The 17,917-nt window shown below is 74.7% G+C and carries 1 protein-coding gene; it reads left to right on the top strand.

Going from position 1 to position 17,917, the window contains the following annotated elements:
* The first annotated feature begins 45 nt into the window (after positions 1–45).
* Positions 46–17,547, top strand: a complete 17,502-nt coding sequence (locus BMW99_RS41655; RefSeq protein ID WP_218159327.1) for a hypothetical protein — start codon at positions 46–48, stop codon at positions 17,545–17,547.
* The last annotated feature ends 370 nt before the right edge of the window (positions 17,548–17,917 follow it).

The raw sequence follows: 17,917 nt of genomic DNA, 5'->3' as shown, positions 1-17,917 counted from the left end.
CAACTCGCCGTCGGCGGCGCCACCGGCATCGCCACCACCTTCACCATGGACGCCATCAACGGCAACCTCGGCGACGCCCTCACCAACGGCCTCGCCGCGACCTCCGGCGCCATCGGCGGCCTCTACGGCGGAAGACGAGGCGGCGGCCCCCACGACGAACCCCACCTCACCGACACCGACTTCAAACTCCCCGACCTCCCAGACCTCAACACCCCCGGACCCGACAACGCAGACGACATCTTCACCACCCCCCTCCCCCTCGACCCCACGCAAACCGGCAACGGCACATGGGCCCGCACCCAATGGCAACAACAGAACCCGCCACCCGCCCACGGGGACACCGCGCGCGGCAGCAAGCCGACCGGGGTCGAGGACAGCTCCGAGGCGGCCGTCTACCGCTCCTGGTCCGCCGACCGCGTCGACCTCCCGACCGATGTCCGCAACCGCGCCATCATCACCGTCGCGAGCCACGAGAGCGCCCTCGACGGCCACGCGGTTGATCCCGCCGACGTCCGCCGCCAGTTGGACCGCCAGGCGAACATCGAGCAGGTCGTCTCGCACGTGCAGACGCACTTCGACCACGCCTACACGGCATGGGCCAGCTCCGCTCCCCCGAGCGCTGCTTCGGCCGCACGGGGCGAGGCCGGCGCCAGCGGGAAGGGCGCGGCGGAGGAGCGGACGGACCCACGTACGCACGTCCTCACCGTGCCCGGCGCCGCCCAGCGGGTACACCGCGCCGCCTGGCAGGCCACCGAGCAGCAGGTGCGGGAGACCGCCGCCGGGCTGCCCGAGCGGGCCTGGGACGCACCGCCGGAGACGGTGCTGCGCCAAGTCGACCAAGCGGCCGCGCAGAACGCCCCGGCGGTGCAGCGCCTGCTGGACCGGGCCGGGCGCGACGACGTGCGCCAGGTCGACGCCGTGCGCACCTTCGAGCGCACCGTGCCCCAGGCCGGCCACGCCACGGGCGCCGACGGCCGGCTCACCCCGGTCAGCCGCAGCCACATGCGGCAGGAGTGGGTCCGGCAGACCGTGGCCGACCACAGCGAGATCTTCGGCGACCCCACCGCGCCGAACCCGATCCGCACCTCGTCCGAGGGCTCCGCGCAGGCAACCGCCACCGCCTCGGCGCGCGAGAGCGCGACGCAGACAGCGACCCAGGCGACGGGCTCCGACGCCGTACGGACGGCCGGGACGCGGCCGCAGGTCGCTACCGAGTCGGGCGCCGCTGCCACCGACACCCGCGGTACGGGCGAGCCGCCCCGGACGACGACCGAGCCGACCCACCTCGCGGCCCAACCCGCGCACGCGGCCAGTGCCGGCGCCGGTGCCCACCAAACCGAGGCTGCCGCTGCCGAGACGCCCGTGCCGCCGGTGCGGCCCGTACGCACCGCCGACGACAGGAAGCCCGACCCCGAGGCGGTGTGGCAGCAGCGCCTGGCTGAGCGGGCCGCCCAACTCCCCGCGCAGGTACAGGTGCAGCTCGCCAAGGAGGCCGCCGTACGGCACGCGGTGGACGGCGTCCACGAGGCCGCGCTCGGCTCGTGGCGGCAGGCGCTGCCGCGCCTCGGCGACGACTTCGCGGAGACCTTCGGGCTCGACCGGCACGGTGCCGGGATCAGCGTCGAGCGCGACGCCGCCCACGTGATGGCCGTCGATGCGCACCGCAGGATCGAGGAGGCCGCGGCCGGCCCGGACGGCGGCCCGGCCGCCCCCCACAGGGCGGCCGAGGCGCACAGCACGCTCGACACCGCGCGGCACCACACCGCCGTCGCCGTGGCCCGCGCCGCCGCCGTGGACCAAGCCGGCCAGGAGGCCCGCACGCTGGCCCGGCGCGCCCCGGGCGGCGACGCGGAGCACATCCAGAGCGTCGTGGACGCCCACCGCGAGCGCGTCGGCGCCCTCTTCGACACCCTGTTCCGGCCCGCCGACCCCCGCTTCGGGCCCGGTGCGGACCGGTCCGCCTTCGACGTGGCCACCACCACCTGGCGCATCCGCAGGGGCGAACTCTCCCTGGATCTGCCCGCCGACCTCGCGGCCCGCCCGGCGGCGCCGGACCGCACGCCCGCCACTCCGCCGGAGCCGCCCCCGCACACCGAACTGCCGCGCCAGCAAACGGAGTCCACCGCGCTGCCGCACGACTCGGCGGCGCCCGCGTCGCGTCCGCAGGGCGGGCCGACGCAGGCGGAGCCAGCGCCGCAGCGGCCCCGCACGGAAGGGTCCCCGGCCGAGGAACCGGCCCCCGCCGCCCAGCACACCCCCCACGAGGTCGCACCGCACCGCGCGGACCAGCAGGGGCGGCACGACCCTGACCCGCTCGGCCTGGAGCCGCGCAGCCCCGGCGCGCAGCGCCCGCGCACCGACACGGCGTCGGCCGATACCCGCGAGGACGTCCCGCCGCCCGCCCGCGACCTGGCGCCCGACCTGTCCCGGCAGGACGAGGTGCCGCCGCCGCCCATCCCGCCCGGCGGCCGTTCCGAGCGCTGGCGCACCGCCGACGAGCGGACCCTGCGGGATCTGCGCAAAGAGGTCAACCTCTTCGTGCAGGGCCTGAAGTGGCCACACGGCGCCGTGGACCTCGACACGGTCCGCGAGTACGTGGACGAACTCCCCTCCCACGCCGACCAGTTGAACAAGCGGGCGTTGGCCTGGCACATCGCCCGGTGGATCGCCGACCCCGAGCACGGCCTGCGGGCGCTCGGCGACGTCCGGTTGAACGGCGGCCAGGAACAGCAGCAGAACGGCCGGAGTTCGTCGTCCGCCCGACCGTCGCGTGATATCGACACCGAGGACGACCCGGTCGTCACCCGCGACCTGCTCCATGAGCCAGACCCCCAGCGGGACGCGAAGTCGCCCGAGCCGGTGTTGGAGGCGCGTGCGCCCTGGTATGTCGAGCACGGGATGCTTGGCGAGGTCACGGTGCGGCATGTGGACGACTGGGGGCGGGCGCAGGCGCGAGCGGCGGCGCGGCGGATCGCGGACGCGGTGCCGGACGCGGGGCTGCGGCGGGAGTTGGTGGGCCCGCTCACCGATCTGCTTGCGGAGAGCGCGACCCACACCTGGGTCGAGCTGCTGACGCACGGCCGGTTTCTTCCGTTGCGGGATCGGTTGGTGTGGCTCCGGCCGGTGCTGGATCGTACGCGTCCGGCGGAGGAGGCCGAAGGCGATCCGGTGCGGAAGTACACGGTGCGGTTCAACTCGACGTCGGCGTCGAGCAGTCGGACGCGGATGGCGACGTCGGCGGGTGATCTGGCCTTCTTCACGGCGATCAACATGGGTTCGGCGGCGGCGTCGGCCGTGGTGATGGGTGTGCCGCAGGTGCACGCGGAGTCGGCGACCACGGCGACCCACGGAGTGAAGGACAACGTCATCACGGGCCGCAAAGTGTTCGTGGACGACCTGGTGCCTTTTGCCACGGATCTGCGGGTGCGGATCTTCGACAACGGCACGGAGGTGCACCCCACGGCGGTGGAAACCGTCGATCGAGGCATGGTGGTGGAGTTCCCGTCGGCGTACTCGGGGCCGGACGAGCCGCGTCCGACGGACGGTGCGGAGCTGCCCGCCCACAACGAGGACGCCGCTGAGGAAACGGGCGGCGCCGCGGCGCCGCGGGTTGTGCGGCCGCGGTTGGCCGGTGAGGTGCTCAATGCCCTCGACGTGACGCCGGTGTTGGCGTCGTTGCAGCGGTCGTTGCATCGGGCGGGGGTGGGGTCGAGGACGACGGCGGGGGTGCTGCGAGAGGCGGTGGGGCTGCTGAACGAGACCTCGGCGCGCAACCGCAGCAGGTGGTGGCTGACGAGCGGCGATGTCGGCAACCGGATTGCGCGCGGGGTGAACCTGCCGGGCCTGGACGGGTTCCGGGGGCATTTCCGGGTGCGGGCGCATCTGGACCGGCTGCAACTGGTGGGGTTCGGGACGGCGAAGACCCGTGAGGACCTGGGTGTCGGCTCGGCAGTGACGCACGGGCGGGGCGGGCGTTCGGCGGTGACGCTGACGGTGCTGGCGAATACGACGGGTCTGGTCGATCCGAGGGCGCACCAGCCGGATTCGGGTCCGATCAAGGGGCTCGCGCCGTTGGCGAGTGCGGGCGCGACGTTCTCCCGGAAGTGGGAGTCGAGCGTTTCCTCGCAGTCGTTGGCGCACACGATCCTGAACTCGGAAGAGCTGCAGACGCGTTACCGGGCAGGTTTCCGGATCGAGGTGGAGTGGAGCTCCAGCAGCCACCCGGGGTTGGGGACGGTGCATTCGGAGACATCGGGCGAGTTGACGGTGCCGTGGCGGGACGGGAGCGGGCCGCGGGAGCTGGAGCAGCGGGTGTTCGGGCAGGTCCGCACTCCCGCCTTGCGGGAGTTGGGGCCGCGGGTAGTGGCGGGCCCGGTGGCCGCGCAGCCGCACGTGCGGGCCCTGCTGCACGCGGCGGGTCTGCCGTGGCATGCGCGGGTGCGGCCGGCCCGGTTGGACCGGCCGGTGCAAAACTATGCGGCGCAGCCACTGCGTTCGCTGAAGGCCGGGAAGGCACCGGCGAACGAACCGCTGGCGCTGGCCACCCGCAAGGGGCTGGGGTATGCGGTGGCGGCGGCGCTGCCGGGGGCGGAGCTCGTAGAGGACCAGATGCGGGCGGCGGTGCGGCTGTTCGGCGGGCGGGGTACGCAGTTGGCCAGTGTGGACCGGCAGTTGGCCACGCACTTCGGACGGCCCGCGCTGGAGGGCGGGCTGCCGGACCTGATGGCGGGCGTGACGCACACCGTCGCGGTGGGCGGGCGGATGGTGCGGCTGTCGGTGCGGGCACACCTCCTAGACCACCGGGGCACGAGCAGTTATCCGCTGACGGTCAATTCGCGTGCGGCGATAGGTGAGACGTTCGCCACCCATCAGGACCGGTCGTGGTCGGTGCAGACCAGTGTGGGCGGCGCGGTGCGGATCGGTATCGGCGGCCTGCTGCGGATGCAGATCGGCGGCCTGCGGGTGCAAGGGCGGGCGGGGTTCGGGCGCAGTGAGGCGTTCACGGAGATCGCCAAGACCTACCGGCGGATGGAGACGGTCGATTCCGTCGACGAGCACCGCTACAACGTGGTGTACGAGGTGACGGCGTCGCGTGAGGGCGCCTCGCAGGTGTCGAAGTGGTGGATCGACCGGCCGGAGGAGCTGCTAGCGCAGGTCGTGGTGGCCCACCAGCACGTGCCGGCGATCCCGCCGACCGTGGAGGAGCGCTCGCATGCGGGTGGGGTGAGCTACCGGCGGGCGTGGCCGGATGCCGGCGAGGCACATATGTCATTCGAGCGGGGGTCGTCGGGGCTGTATCCGGCGTTCCTGCACGCTCCGGAGCTGCAGCGGCTGGCGTTGCAGGTGTATGCGAGCGTGCATCGGCTGCCGGGGGCGTGGCACGCGCAGGAGGCGCGGTGGCCGCAGGCGTTGATGACGGCGTTGCGGCCGGGTGATCTGGCGGCGTTCTTCGGGCAGCTGGTGGAGTCCGACGGCCGGGTGGTCGCACTGCCGGACCGGGACGGCTGGCACACGGCGCTGACGGTGAGACTGCGTGCTCACGCGCCGCGGGCGCTGCCGAAGACCGAGGGCGAGGTGGAGATCGAGCAGTACTCGCAGTCGGTGTCCCGGCACGCGCAGGAGTCGCACCGCAGCCTGTCCGGCGGGGTGCAGTTCGGCCTCGGCCCGCAGTTGCGGTTCGGCTCCGACAGCGGCAACGACGCCGAAGTCACCGGCGACGGCGAGCACGTGGGGGAGGGCCTGCCCGGTGGACGCCTGGTGGTCCAGCTGCACGGCGACCTGGGCTGGGATTCCGGGCACAGCGAGGCGGTGGAGCGCGGGGCGATCGAGGTCACCCGCGCCACCTACAAGGATGCCTCCGCCTACCGCGCCGACCCGGTCTTCGAGGTCACCGTCACCCGCTGGCGCGGCCGAGGCGCCCCGCAGCACGAGTCCCGCGTCATCCGCATCTCCGACGGCATGGACATCCTCGTCCCCGATCGCCGCCGCGAAGACGTCCTGCCGCCGGAGATGCTCAGCGATAAGCGCACCGACACCCGCGGCGAGACCGACACGGCGCCCAAGATCCGTATCGAGGCGGCGCCCGGCACCCGTCAGGAGCGCAAGGTCATCGCACCCGCTTCGACAGTCGGCCCGCTCGTACGGACCCCACATGTGCTGCGGCGGCCGGCCGATCAGGTGCGGCGGGATTACCTGGGTAGCCGGTTGATGCGGATGGCGGCGCATCCGGAGGACCTCCGGGCGGATCAGGTGCTCCCAGAGATCGTGCGCAGGCTGACCGCGCGGGGCATCCTGCGCGCGGGCGAGGTCGGGCCCTCGGAGCTGTACCAGTCGCTGCAGACCAGCTTCCGCTCCGAGGCCCTCAAGACGCAGTGGGGCGCGCTGACCGACAGCGGCGTCCACCGCTGGTTCCCCTTCCATGGTGCCGAGACCTCGCTGCTGTCCGGGTTCGCCGGCACCTCGCACTACCTGTGGGTCAACGTCGAGGTCGTCCACATGGACCCCGCCTACTCCCACCGCCCCCGCCCCGAGGTCAAACTCACCCTGCGCGGCGAATCCGTCCAGGAGACCCGCTCCACCGACACCAGCGGCTCCTCCTGGGGCTTCGGCATCAACGTCGCCGCCCGCGGCGGCGAGCACGCCGTCGACAACGACCAGCAGGCCCACGCGGGCATCGACTTCGTCGCCGGCTACACCGCCCACTCCTCCACGGGCAACACCGTCCTGCGCAAGGACGTCGACATCTACCGCGCCAACACCCGCGAGGGCAGCGAGGAGTTCAACCACGACCTGCGCTACCGCATCAGTCTGGGCGCCACCACCACCATGCCCGAGATCCTCGGCGCCCCTGGCCGCGGCCTGGTCACCGCCGCCGCTGCCGGCGCCGCCCTCTTCGGCCACCGCGACGCCGTCGAGAACGCCTGGTACGCCCACCAGCCCTGGACCTGGCGCGACGACGGCCGCCCCACCGGCGACGTCCCCGGCGAAGTCCGCCTCCTCGTCCCCCGCCACCTCACCGTCGCCCTCGACGCCCCACCCGCCGAGGGCGACCACGCGGACGCCGACCCAGAGCCCTCGACGGCGGTCGTGCCCGCGCGGGTGCTGCCCGGCGTGAACCCGCTGTCCCGGCCCACCCTGACCCCGCATTGGAGCGCCCACGGCGGCGCCACCGTCCCGCCCGGCTCTACCGTGCCCCGCACCGCCCCCGCCGCCCGCGTCGAGCCCACGCCCGCCCGCACCGCCGAACTCCTCTCCGAACTCCACCCCTGGGACGTGCCCGCGGCCAAAGCCGTCCAGGACTGGGCCAAGGTCGTCGCGGTCCCCTCGAGGAAACTTCCCGACATCACCTCCCCCACCGCCACTGACGTCCCCGTCGTCCGCCCCGACTCCAAAGCCGGGTCCGCCTACCACGGCGCCACCAGCCACGCCCGCCTGCGCGCCGCGATCTCCTCCCTCCTCGGCCACGCCCACACCGTCGACGTCGCCGGCCGCCCCGTCACCGTCGGCCTGGACCTCACTGCCGCCACCCGCCTCCACGACGACCACGACGAGCTGTTCAAGGCCCGCCGCTACCAGCAGGGCGACGACGACCAAGAGGCCCGCTCGGACCGCGTGCGCGGCTGGTACGCCGGCGGCGGCCCCGAAAGCGGCGGCGGCGCCGGCGACGACGCCGTCCTCGCCCGCACCCCCTACGAAACCGGGCGCGAGATCGAGGACGAGGCCGACGGCGGCGTCTCCGCCACCGTCGAACACAACCGCGAAGCCACCCGCCCCTTCCGCTACTACCGCTTCGACGCCACCATCACCCTGCGCGCCGCGGACGGCCGCGAAATGCGCATCGACGTCCCCGACGGCCTATACGCCATCCTCCCCGTCACCAACGGCGCCCTCCACCCCGATCTCACCACCCACTTCCCCCACCTTTTCACCGACCCCGCCGACACCACCGATGTCGAGCACCCAGTCGAGCCGCGGGACGAGACGGCCACGACGCACACGGACGCGGACCACTTCGAGGAGATCCACGACGACGCGCAGGCCTCAGAGCCGGAGGTCGAGCCGCAGCAGGACCGCCGCCCGGCCGAGGAGCTCGTATCACGCCACATCGCGGACCCGTCCGAGGCCGAGGCCGCCCACCGGGACGAGGAGGCGCCCGCCGAGCGCCAGGTCCAGCACCACGACAGCGAACTCCTCCCGCAGCCCCCGGTAGAGCAGCGCGAGGCCAAGGCCGACGTCAAGCCCGTGGCGGAGCACCCCGTCGAGGAATCCGTCGCCCCGCACACGCCCGAACAGCACGTGGTGGAAGAGCCCGTGACGCGCCTGCGGCCGGCCGTCGAAGCGACGGAGCCCCGCGTGGCGGCCCCCGCCGAGTTGAACACCGAGACGGACACCGGTGCCCACACGCGCACCGGCACCCGGCTCGACACCGAAGCGTCCCTCACCGCACGCAAGCCGGCCGGACCGATCGACCTGGCCGAGCTCCCTACCTTGCCCGACAGCGTCCTGCGGGAGGCGGCCGACATCCTCCAGCAGCACGTGGACGTCCCCTTCGTCATCGGCGACGACGCCGTCTCGCGCGCGGCCCGCGCACCGTACGAGCAGGCGGCCGACCGGGTCGCACGCGCGCTGTACGGGCACGGCGAGGAGGCCGCCCACGCGGCCGCCGCACGGGCGCTGCACGAGATCCCGGGCGCCAGGGCGGCCGGACACAAGCGGGGCATCATCGCCGCGGGCAAGAAGAAGCGCGGCACCGGGCAGAACACCCAGCAGGCCCCGCAACAGGCCACTGCCACGCCCGGTGCCGGGCCGAGCCGCACCGCCCGAACGACGGCCGAGCCCGCGCGCCGCAGCACCGGCCCACAGCCGTCCGGCACCGCCCCGGGCCCGCAGCGGCATATCGAGGCCACCACGAGCAGCCTGCCTCCCGCGGCGACGCTCGCGGTGCGCGAAGCCGTCGCGGTCCAGCTCGCCCAACGTCCGCCCGCCCACCGGAACGCGGTGGTCAGCGCCACCGTGCGGCTGATGCAGCAGGCGCCGGCGCCCGCGGGCCTGCCGCTGGACGGGATCATCGGCTCGGTGGACTTCGCCCTGGCCTCGGGCGATGAACTGGCCACGCACGTGCTCGCGCATCCCTACGTGGTGTACGCAGCCGCCCAGCAGCCGCAGCTGTACCTGATGCTCGAGGACGCCCCGGCGCTCGCCCCCGCGCTGGACCGCCACCCCGCGGTGCTATGGCAGTTGACCCGGGCCACGGCCGCCTGGCACAAGGCTCAGGGCGAGGCCACGTCCCAAGTGCTGCTGCGCCCCGACGTATTGGACGGCCTGGAGGGTGACCCGGAGCTGCAGGAAGCGGTGTTCAACCGCTCGACGCTCCTGCTACGCAACATGAACGGCGATCTCGGCCTGATTCGGCACGTGATGGACATCACCATGGACATCATCACCCTGGCCGACCAGGTGCCGGAGTTCGCCGAGGCGGTGATCTCGCTGGGCAGCACGGCCGTCGAGTCTCTGTGGCAGATGGGCGCGGAGTCGACCCTGACCGCGGCGCTGCTGAGCCGGGTCTACCTCGGCGGGTCGTATACCGTTGACTTCCACCGGCTGCTGTTCACCGATGTCGGGGTGCGTTCGGTGCTGCGGGCCCTGCCCGAACAGAACCAGGTGGCCCTGCTCACGGCCGAGACACTGAATGCCGTCGCTGCCAACCCGGGGCCGCTGCGTGCCCTGCAGAGCTCGCCCGCCCTCACCGATGTCCTGGAGACCGCACCGGAGATCGCCGAGCGGCTGCTGGCGGACCCGGCGGCGATGGACGCCGCGGTCGCCAACCCCGCGGTCTACGTGGCGCTCTCCTACGACGCACAGCGTTACACGGCGGTGGCGCCCGGGGAGTTGGCGCAGGCGCTGGCCGCGGAGACCGGTCCCGAGCAGGCGCGGCAGGACCGAACGCCCGACCTGTCGGGCGACGACGCGGCCCGGCTGCCGGTGCTGGTGCTGCTGCGCCGGCTGACCGACGCACTGCCCGCGGTGCGCACCGCCGTCTCCGGCCTGCACGCCGACCAGGCGCGCCAGGTCCTGAACAACGAGCGGATGCTGCGCCTGCTGGCCCGCAACCCCATGGCGGTCAGACAGCCGCACCAGCTGCGGCAACTGCTTACCTTGCCGGTGAACCTGGCGCTGCCCGAGGACGACGGCGCCGCGCTGACGATCGCGCTGGCCGCCGCCCGCCACGAGCACGTCCTCGACCTGTACCTCACCGTCGGCGGGCGGGCCAGCCACCAGCCGTCGGTAAACATCCTGGCGGCCACCCGCCAGAACTTCCGCAACGCGCTGCTGCGCTTCCCGGCAATCGGCTCCATCGCCCACACGGACGTGCGGACCCTGTACTCAGGCGTGCCGCTGGAGGCCCTGGCCTTCGACCCGTGGCTGGCCTCGGCGCTGTACCGCGCGCCCGGCCTGCGCACCCACCTGGGCGGGCCGGACACCCCCGTACGGCAGGCGCTGCAGGTAGCCGGTGGGGCGCTGACCATGCTGATGTTCCGGCAGTACACACTCGCCCGCGAGTTGACCCGCGCGCAGTGGGAGCAGGTCGCACGCAACGTCACCGCCGAGCCTAGACTGCTTCCTCGCATGTTCGGCGTGTTCGGCCAGCTCACGACGGCGCACTGGAGCCGGCTGCTCACCGACGACCGGATGTTTCCGCTGCTGGCGTCCCGAATCGACACGCCCACCGTGCGCGGTCTGCTGCGGCTGCCAGGCGTGCTGGGGGCAGCGGTGGCCCGGCCGGGCTTCGCCGACGCCTGGCAGGCACGGCCCGAGGAGTTCGACGCGCTGGCCACCGCCATGCTGCAAACGACCACGGACCCCAACCTGCCCAGCCCCGACCCCGAGCAGGTCCGGGCCGCCGCCAACGCCTTCGCCCGGGAGGTGAACGCGACGGGCCAGGCGCTTATCACACCCGACGGTTTCCCGCTGGACCCGCAGCGCTCCGCCACCGTGGCGCGCCTGGTGCCCCACCTGCAGAACGGCGACACGCCCGAGGCCGTACGGCAGGCGCTCGCGGATGCGGGGGCGCCGCTGCCGGAGGAGATCGTGGACCGCTACCGGGACCTGCTGGCTGCCGAGGGGCCGCGGCAGGCAGCGCTGCGCCGCCCGCACCTGGCCGAGCACCTACTCTTCGCACCGGACGTCCTGGACCTGCTGCGCACCCGGCCCTCGATGCTCGACCTGGTCGAGCGCACCCCCGACGTGCTAAGACATCTGCTCCGCGTGACCGGCCTGCCGGGGCTGCTGGCCCATGACGACCTGGCGTACAGCATCTTCAGCCTGGACGCGATGCAGCGGGAGAACTTCACCGACAGCCAGGTCGCGGTCATCCGTGCCAACCCGCACTACATGGCCGCCTTCAAGCAGGCGTCCTACGAGCTGATCCAGGACGCCCACCAGCCCATCAACCGGCTCGCGATGCAGAGCCCGGCGCTGTCGCAGGCCATCGCCGCCGACCCGGACGTGCTGCAGACCTTCGTCCGTTCGCCCGGGCTCGCGCACGCGCTCGGCACCGCGGGCGAACCGGTGATCCGCGCCGTCACAGCGGCGCCCGGACGGCTGGAGGGCGCGGCTGAGGATCCGGCGTCGGTGGCGGTGCTGGCCGCGGTGCCCCGGCTCGCCGACGTGCTGGCGGCCCGGACCGACGTGGCCGCCAGCGCCGCCCAGTGGCGCGAACTGGTCGCCAACGCACCGCTGTTGCAGCGCCTGACCGAGCATCCCGAGGTCACCGAACGCGTGCTGACGCCTGAGGCGCTGCCGGTCGCCCAGAGCGCGCCCGCCTTCGTCACCGCGCTCGCCCACACCCCGCCGGAGGTGCACGCGCAGGCGACCGCCCCGACCGTGCTGCGGCTGGTCGCCGCGCACCCCGAGCTCGCCGACGACCTGGCCGACCCGGTCCGCGGCCCGGGGCTGCGGGCCGCCCTGGTGGGCCTGCGCGGCCTGCCCGACCTGCTCACCGGCCGCCCGGACCTGCTGGCGACGCTGCGCGAGCGGCCCGAAGTCGTGGAGGCCGTACGCGCCAACCGCGCCCTGGTCGACGAGGCCGCCGAGCAGAGCGCAGCCTGGACCGTTGCCGAAAGCCACCCGGAGCTGGCCGCAGGCCTCAACGCCCGCCTGCGCGGCGCCCTCCAGCGCCACCCGGGCGCCGCCCGCGCGATCGCCGAACACCCCGGCCCGCTCGACCCGTCCGTTCTGCCCCGCGCCCTGCGCCGCCCCGGGATACTGCCGCTCATGGCCGCCCGCCCAGACATCGCCGCGGCCTTCCTCGGCCGGCCCGCGCTCCAGTACCGGGCCCTGGACGACGGGGACTTCACCGCCACCCTGGAGCGCGCCGCGGCCGGCGCGCCCGACCGCCTGGCCGCGCTGCTGGCCGGCGGGGACAACGACGCACTGTGGTCCCAGGCCGCCGGGCTCAGCGCACCCGCGCCCTCCGCCGGGCAGCACCTGCTGCCCCCGGGCTCCCCGGCCCGCGAGGCACAGGAAGCACAGCCCGCCTCCCCGGTCTCCCCCGCCGGGCCCGACACCCCGCTGCCGCCCGCCACACCGGACGCGCGGCCGACACTGCCGCCCGAGGTGGTGGACCTGCTCGCCGGGCCGAACGGCGGCGAGGCGGCCGAACGCATCGCCGCCAACCCGGAGTTGCTGCCGCTGCTGGCAGCGCACCCCTCGCTCGCCGAGGACGTCGCCGAGCACCCCGACCGGCTCGGCGCCTACACCGCCCGCCCGTTCTTCGAGAGCCACCTACCCGACCCCGAGCAGCTGGCCACCGACGGCGGACCGGCCGCCGAGGAGCGGCTGTTCGGGCCCGCGGCCTTCGACCGGCACTTCGCCGCGTTCCTGGAGTCGGTGGACGTCGCGCCCGGCGACCACTACGCCGCCGTGCGCACCGCGGCCGCCCACACCTGGCGCCAGGTGGCCGGCGCCCGCCAGGAGCGGCTGGCCGAGCGGCGCGCGGAGCAGGACGCGCGGTTCGCCGCCTTCCGCGCGGAGTCCGCGCCCACCTGGCAACTGTCGGGCCGGGTGCACTTCGCCGGGCGGGTGCGCGCAGAGGACTTCACCCCGCTCCAGCGCGAGGTGCTGGACCGCGCCGCCTGGGGCGAGGGCGTCCGCGAACCGCAGGGCCAACGCCGGGTCCACCTCCCGCTCCACGCCCACCTGGACAGCGGCAGCGGCGGCGCGGCCTTCTTCTACACCCTCTCCGACGACGGCCGGGTGGACCTGGTGGTCTTCGCCCGCAGCACCGCCCGCTCCGGCAACGACTACCGCTGGACCGGCTCCAACCGCTACGTCTCCGGCCCGCCCTCCATCGAGGACGTCGCCAACCACCCGGTGCTGACCGCTTCCCGCGCCCTGGCCGACCGGGTCAGGACCGCCTCGAGCGAACCGGTCACCAGCCGGAACGACACGGCGGGCACCTCGACCGGTACCTCGACGAGCAAGAGCAAGGCGCCGCTGCGGCCGCGCCGCAAAGCGGCCGACCCAGGCGAGGCGGACGGGGCTGCGTCCGCCGAGCGCGCCCGCGACCTGGCCAGGGCCACCCGCAACTACCGCGGCGCCCTGGACGGCGCCCGCACCGCCGCCCCGGCCGCCGCCACCCGCCTCCTCGCGGCCGGGCACGCGCTGGAGCAGCAGGGCGCCGAGCCCTTCGGCCAGGCGTGGGAGTCGCTCCCTGACACCGACCGCACCGCCGTCCAGACCCTGGTGACCGCCGCGCTCGGCGACCCGGCCCGCGCCGACGCCTGGTCCGCGCGCGACTGGGGCGCCGTGGCTGTCGCCCACCGCTCGGGCGGCGATACGGTGGCCGCGGCGGTGACGCGGCACCTGGCCGGCGAGGAAGCGGCCACCGCGGGGGACAGGGCGGGGACCGCCGGCCCCCGTACGGGCCCGACCCGCGGGCGCCTCGCAGGCGGCCGGACGGACCTCGCGGCGCCGCTCCGCGAGGCGCAGCCCGCGGAAGGGGCCGAAAGCTCGACAAAGGGCAAGAGCAACACGAGCCGGGCCGACGACCGAGGCACCTTTGCCGCGGAAGACCGGGACGGTGCAAGGGAGTACGCCCTCCCCCACGACGAGGACGCCGCCGCCGAAGGCCGGACCGGCACCCGGGAGTCCGCGGAGACCCGCGACGAGGGTATCTCCGTCACCGAACACCCGGCCCGTACCCGGGAGTCGACGGCCACCCGCAGGGATGGCACCTCCGATGCCACCGAACACCGCTCCCCCGCCGGGGAGTTCGCGCCCGCCCGCACCGAGGACACCGCCCCCGCCGGGCACCAGGCCCGCACGAGCGACGCGCCCCCCCGCACCGACGGCCCCCGGACCGTCCAGGACCCCTTCCTCACCCGCGAGTTCGCCGACGCCGTCGCCGAGCAGCCCGCGCTGCGGCACCTGCCGCCCGAGCGGGTCGCGCAGGCCATCGAGGCGTACGGCCGCGAGCGGGCGCCCGAGGTCGCGATCGGGCCCGAGACCAGTTCGGCCGAGCGGCAGGAGGCGGAGGAGTTCTGGCACGACGTCGCGGAGGTGGCCCGCGTCGGGGAGGCAGCGGCCCGGCCGCACGGGAATCCGCGGTACACCGACCCGCGGGTGCGCGAGCGCGTGGCCGCGCAGGCGATACGGGAGCGGGCGCACGCGCTGGCCGAGGCACACCACCGTACGGTCGGCGTGACCACCGGCGATGAGCGGGACATGGCCCGCTACCGCGAGCTGACCGGTGAATCCCCTTCGCTGCGCGAGGATTTGAAGACCTGGGTGGACTCCGCTCTGCGGGCCGCCGGCGGCAGCACCCGCTCCGCCTCGCACGAGGAGATCGCCGCCGCCTGGCAGCGCCTGCCGCGCTCGCAGCGGCACCTGCCGCTCTCGCAGGTGGCCCGCGTGCTGGCGACCGCGCTGGACGGCCGTGGCGCGCTGCGCGGCGGAGGCGGCGGCATCGAGGCGGAGTTCACCGAGGTGCTGCGGCTGGCCCCCGGCAAGGGCAGGCCCCGCACCCACCGCGCGAAGACGATCGCGCGCGGCGACGGCTTCGAAGTGACGGTGGAGACCAAGGACTTCTACCGCGGCCCGGACGGGCGGCTCTTCCGACGCTGGGAGGACGCCGCGCGGCAGACCGGCAAGGCCCTCCAAGTGACGATGGCGATCCCGGAGTTCGTCGCGGGCGTGCACCGGGTGCTGCCCGGCGAGGACCGGATCGACGACCGCGCCGCCTTCGACGCCCTGCGCCGCATGGAGGAGCGGTTTGCCGCCCTCGGCCCGCAACGGCGCTACTTGGCCGTGGAGGACGTCTTTCGGCCCGAGGACGGCTGGGAGGTGACCGATCTCGGCCAAGGCGCCCAGATCGAGCGGCGGGCCGTCGGCGACTGGCACGGCGCCCACGTCCACTACACGCTGGGCGTCCCGGTGGAGGGCCTGCGCGACTTCCTGGAGCACGTGCGCGACAACACCTGGCGCGACGAGTCGCTCGGCTACCTCACCCGCGCCCATCTGACCGACGGCCTGTCCTTCGGCGACGAGCTGGCCGCCCGCTACGCCGCCTGGCGCGAGTACCGCGAAGGCGGCCTGGCGTCCTGGGTGCTGCCGCCCGAGGAGGTGGCCGCGCTGCTGGCCGACGACCCGGTGGCGGCTGCCCTGCGCGGCTACGGCGCCCTCCTGCACGACCAAGTCGCCGCCCTCGCCCACGCCTGGGTCTACCAGGGGCTGAACAAGGTCAACGTGGCCGTGCTGTCCCGCAACTCGATGAGCGACGTCCTGGCCGGGATGCCCGCCGAGGCGCGCGCGTTCCTCGCCGACGACGCGCGGGGCGCGATGGCCGCCATGGAGCGGCGGATAAGGGCCCGGCTGCCGGAGTTCGACCGCGAGTACCAGCAGTACCTGGACATAAAGGCACCCGCCAGCCTGCTCGACGTGTACGCCGGCGAGTACGGCGGGCCCACGATCCGCGAATACGCCCGGCTCGGGCTAGTGGACGGCTCGGGCACGCCGATCCGGCAGCGCGACGCCTTCTACACCACCGACCTACCCTCGCTCGATGTCGCCGCCGGTAACCGGGCCCGCCCCCTGGTCGTCGTTGAGGTCCGCTCCTACGGGGAGCGGCACGTCTCCGCCGACAGAGCGCAGGCTTACTACGGCCGGTTGAAGCAGAGCGCGGTCGACGCCCACGCCAGAGTGCGGCGGTCCTCCTCCGCCGCTGCGGGCTGGGCCGCCTTGCGTGGGCAGACCGCTCCGGCGGCCGACCGTCGGACCGCCGCCGCGGTGCAGCACGCGCTGCAGGCGCTGGCCCCCGCAGAACAGGACGGTGAGAGCCGGCTGATCGGTCGCAGCCACGCGATCGCGATCGCCGCCGCGCTCCCGCTGCTCGACGGCCCGGAGGACGCGCAGGCCGACCGTTTCGCGCTGAGCGCCGCTCTGCAGAGCATCCGGTACACCGTCAGCCGCAGCGCCTCCCTCGACCCCGGGCGGGCCGAGACGGTGGTGCGTGCCCTGAACGCGGCCGTGCGGGCCCTGGACTCCGACCGGCCGGCCGGTGCCGCCCCGCCGGTGAGCACGCTCCCCCGCCAGTCCGCGCTCGGCTACCACCGCCCGCTGCCCCCGCGGCTCCCGGCTCCCACCGGGCCCCTGCCGCCGATCCCGCGGACGGCACCGCCCGTGCCGCCGGCGCCGCGCAACGAGCCCCTCGCCCCGCGCCAGCCCACGCGCAACGACCGCCCGGAGGCCCACCAGGTGCAGCCGGACCTCCCGCCGCCACCGGCAGCCGGCCCCACCCGCTCCACGCTGCGCGCCCCCGCGGCGCCGGTGCGCCGGGGCCTGCCGAACCTGCAGCCGCGGCTCCCGGCTACCATCAGGCCCCTGCCGCCGATCCCGCGGACGGCACCGCCCGTGCCGCCGGCGCCGCGCAACGAGCCCCCCATCCCGCGCCAGCCCACGCGCAACGACCGCCCGGAGGCCCACCAGGTGCAGCCGGACCTCCCGCCGCCACCGGCAGCCGGCCCCACCCGCTCCACGCTGCGCGCCCCCGCGGCGCCGGTGCGCCGGGGCCTGCCGAACCTGCAGCCGCCCCCGCCGCCGGGCGCGCACGAGGGCGTCCCGCCGCAGCCTCGACCCCCCGCGTCCGCGGCGCCGTTGCACCCGCTGCTGCGGTACGCGGTCGACAACGGCCTGGACCACTTCCGCTGGGACGGCCGGCCGGTCCCCGACGCTACCGTGCGGGGTTTGCAGGCGACCCTCGGGCCCGAGTGGGCCGACCGCACCGACCATGAGGTCGGCACCGAGATCGCCGCGCGGCTCAACGCCGTCCTCGGCCGGTACCCGCAGCCGCACGAGGCGATCGCCTCCCGCTACGAGCTGCGCCGCGAAGCCACCCTGGCGCTGCGCGCGTCGGTCCCCGGCACACCCGACATCAGCGAGTACACCCTGCGCGCGGCCCTGGACCGCCTCGGCCCCGCCGCGTGGATCCTTCCCGCCCCCGAACTGGGCCGCCGCCTCGCCGCCCTCCTCGCTTACGCCGAAGGCCTCTAGAGATCACCGACAGTGCGGCCCACAAGGCCACCCAGTACGGTTCCCGGCAGGTGCGCCCGAGGAGGATGCTGTCCATGACCTGACTGTTGTACGGGGCGACTGGGTACACCGGTCGCCTGATCGCCCGCCGTGCGGTCGAGCGCGGGCAGCGCCCGGTGCTGGCAGGGGGCAACGCCGCCAGACTGCTGCCGCTCGCCGCCGAACTCGGTCTGGAGCACCGGGTGTTCGGCCTGGCCGACGGCACCGCGATACGCCGGGGCCTGGCAGGGGTGGATGGTGTCGCCAACTGCGCCGGGCCCTTCGCCCGTACCGCCCTGCCGACGGCCGCCGCCTGTGTGAAGACCGTCCTGAACAACGAAAGCGCCGCCTT

The organism is Actinacidiphila rubida (assembly GCF_900110255.1).
GTDB classification, from domain to species: Bacteria; Actinomycetota; Actinomycetes; order Streptomycetales; family Streptomycetaceae; genus Actinacidiphila; species Actinacidiphila rubida.
Note: the sequence above shows the minus strand (reverse complement) of the source record. Positions and strands in the feature narration are given on the sequence as shown.

What these genes read in the sequence shown, in the direction of transcription:
- BMW99_RS41655 (WP_218159327.1), top strand. Translation starts at nt 46, where the DNA reads ATGGACGCCATCAACGGCAACCTCGGCGACGCCCTCACCAACGGCCTC.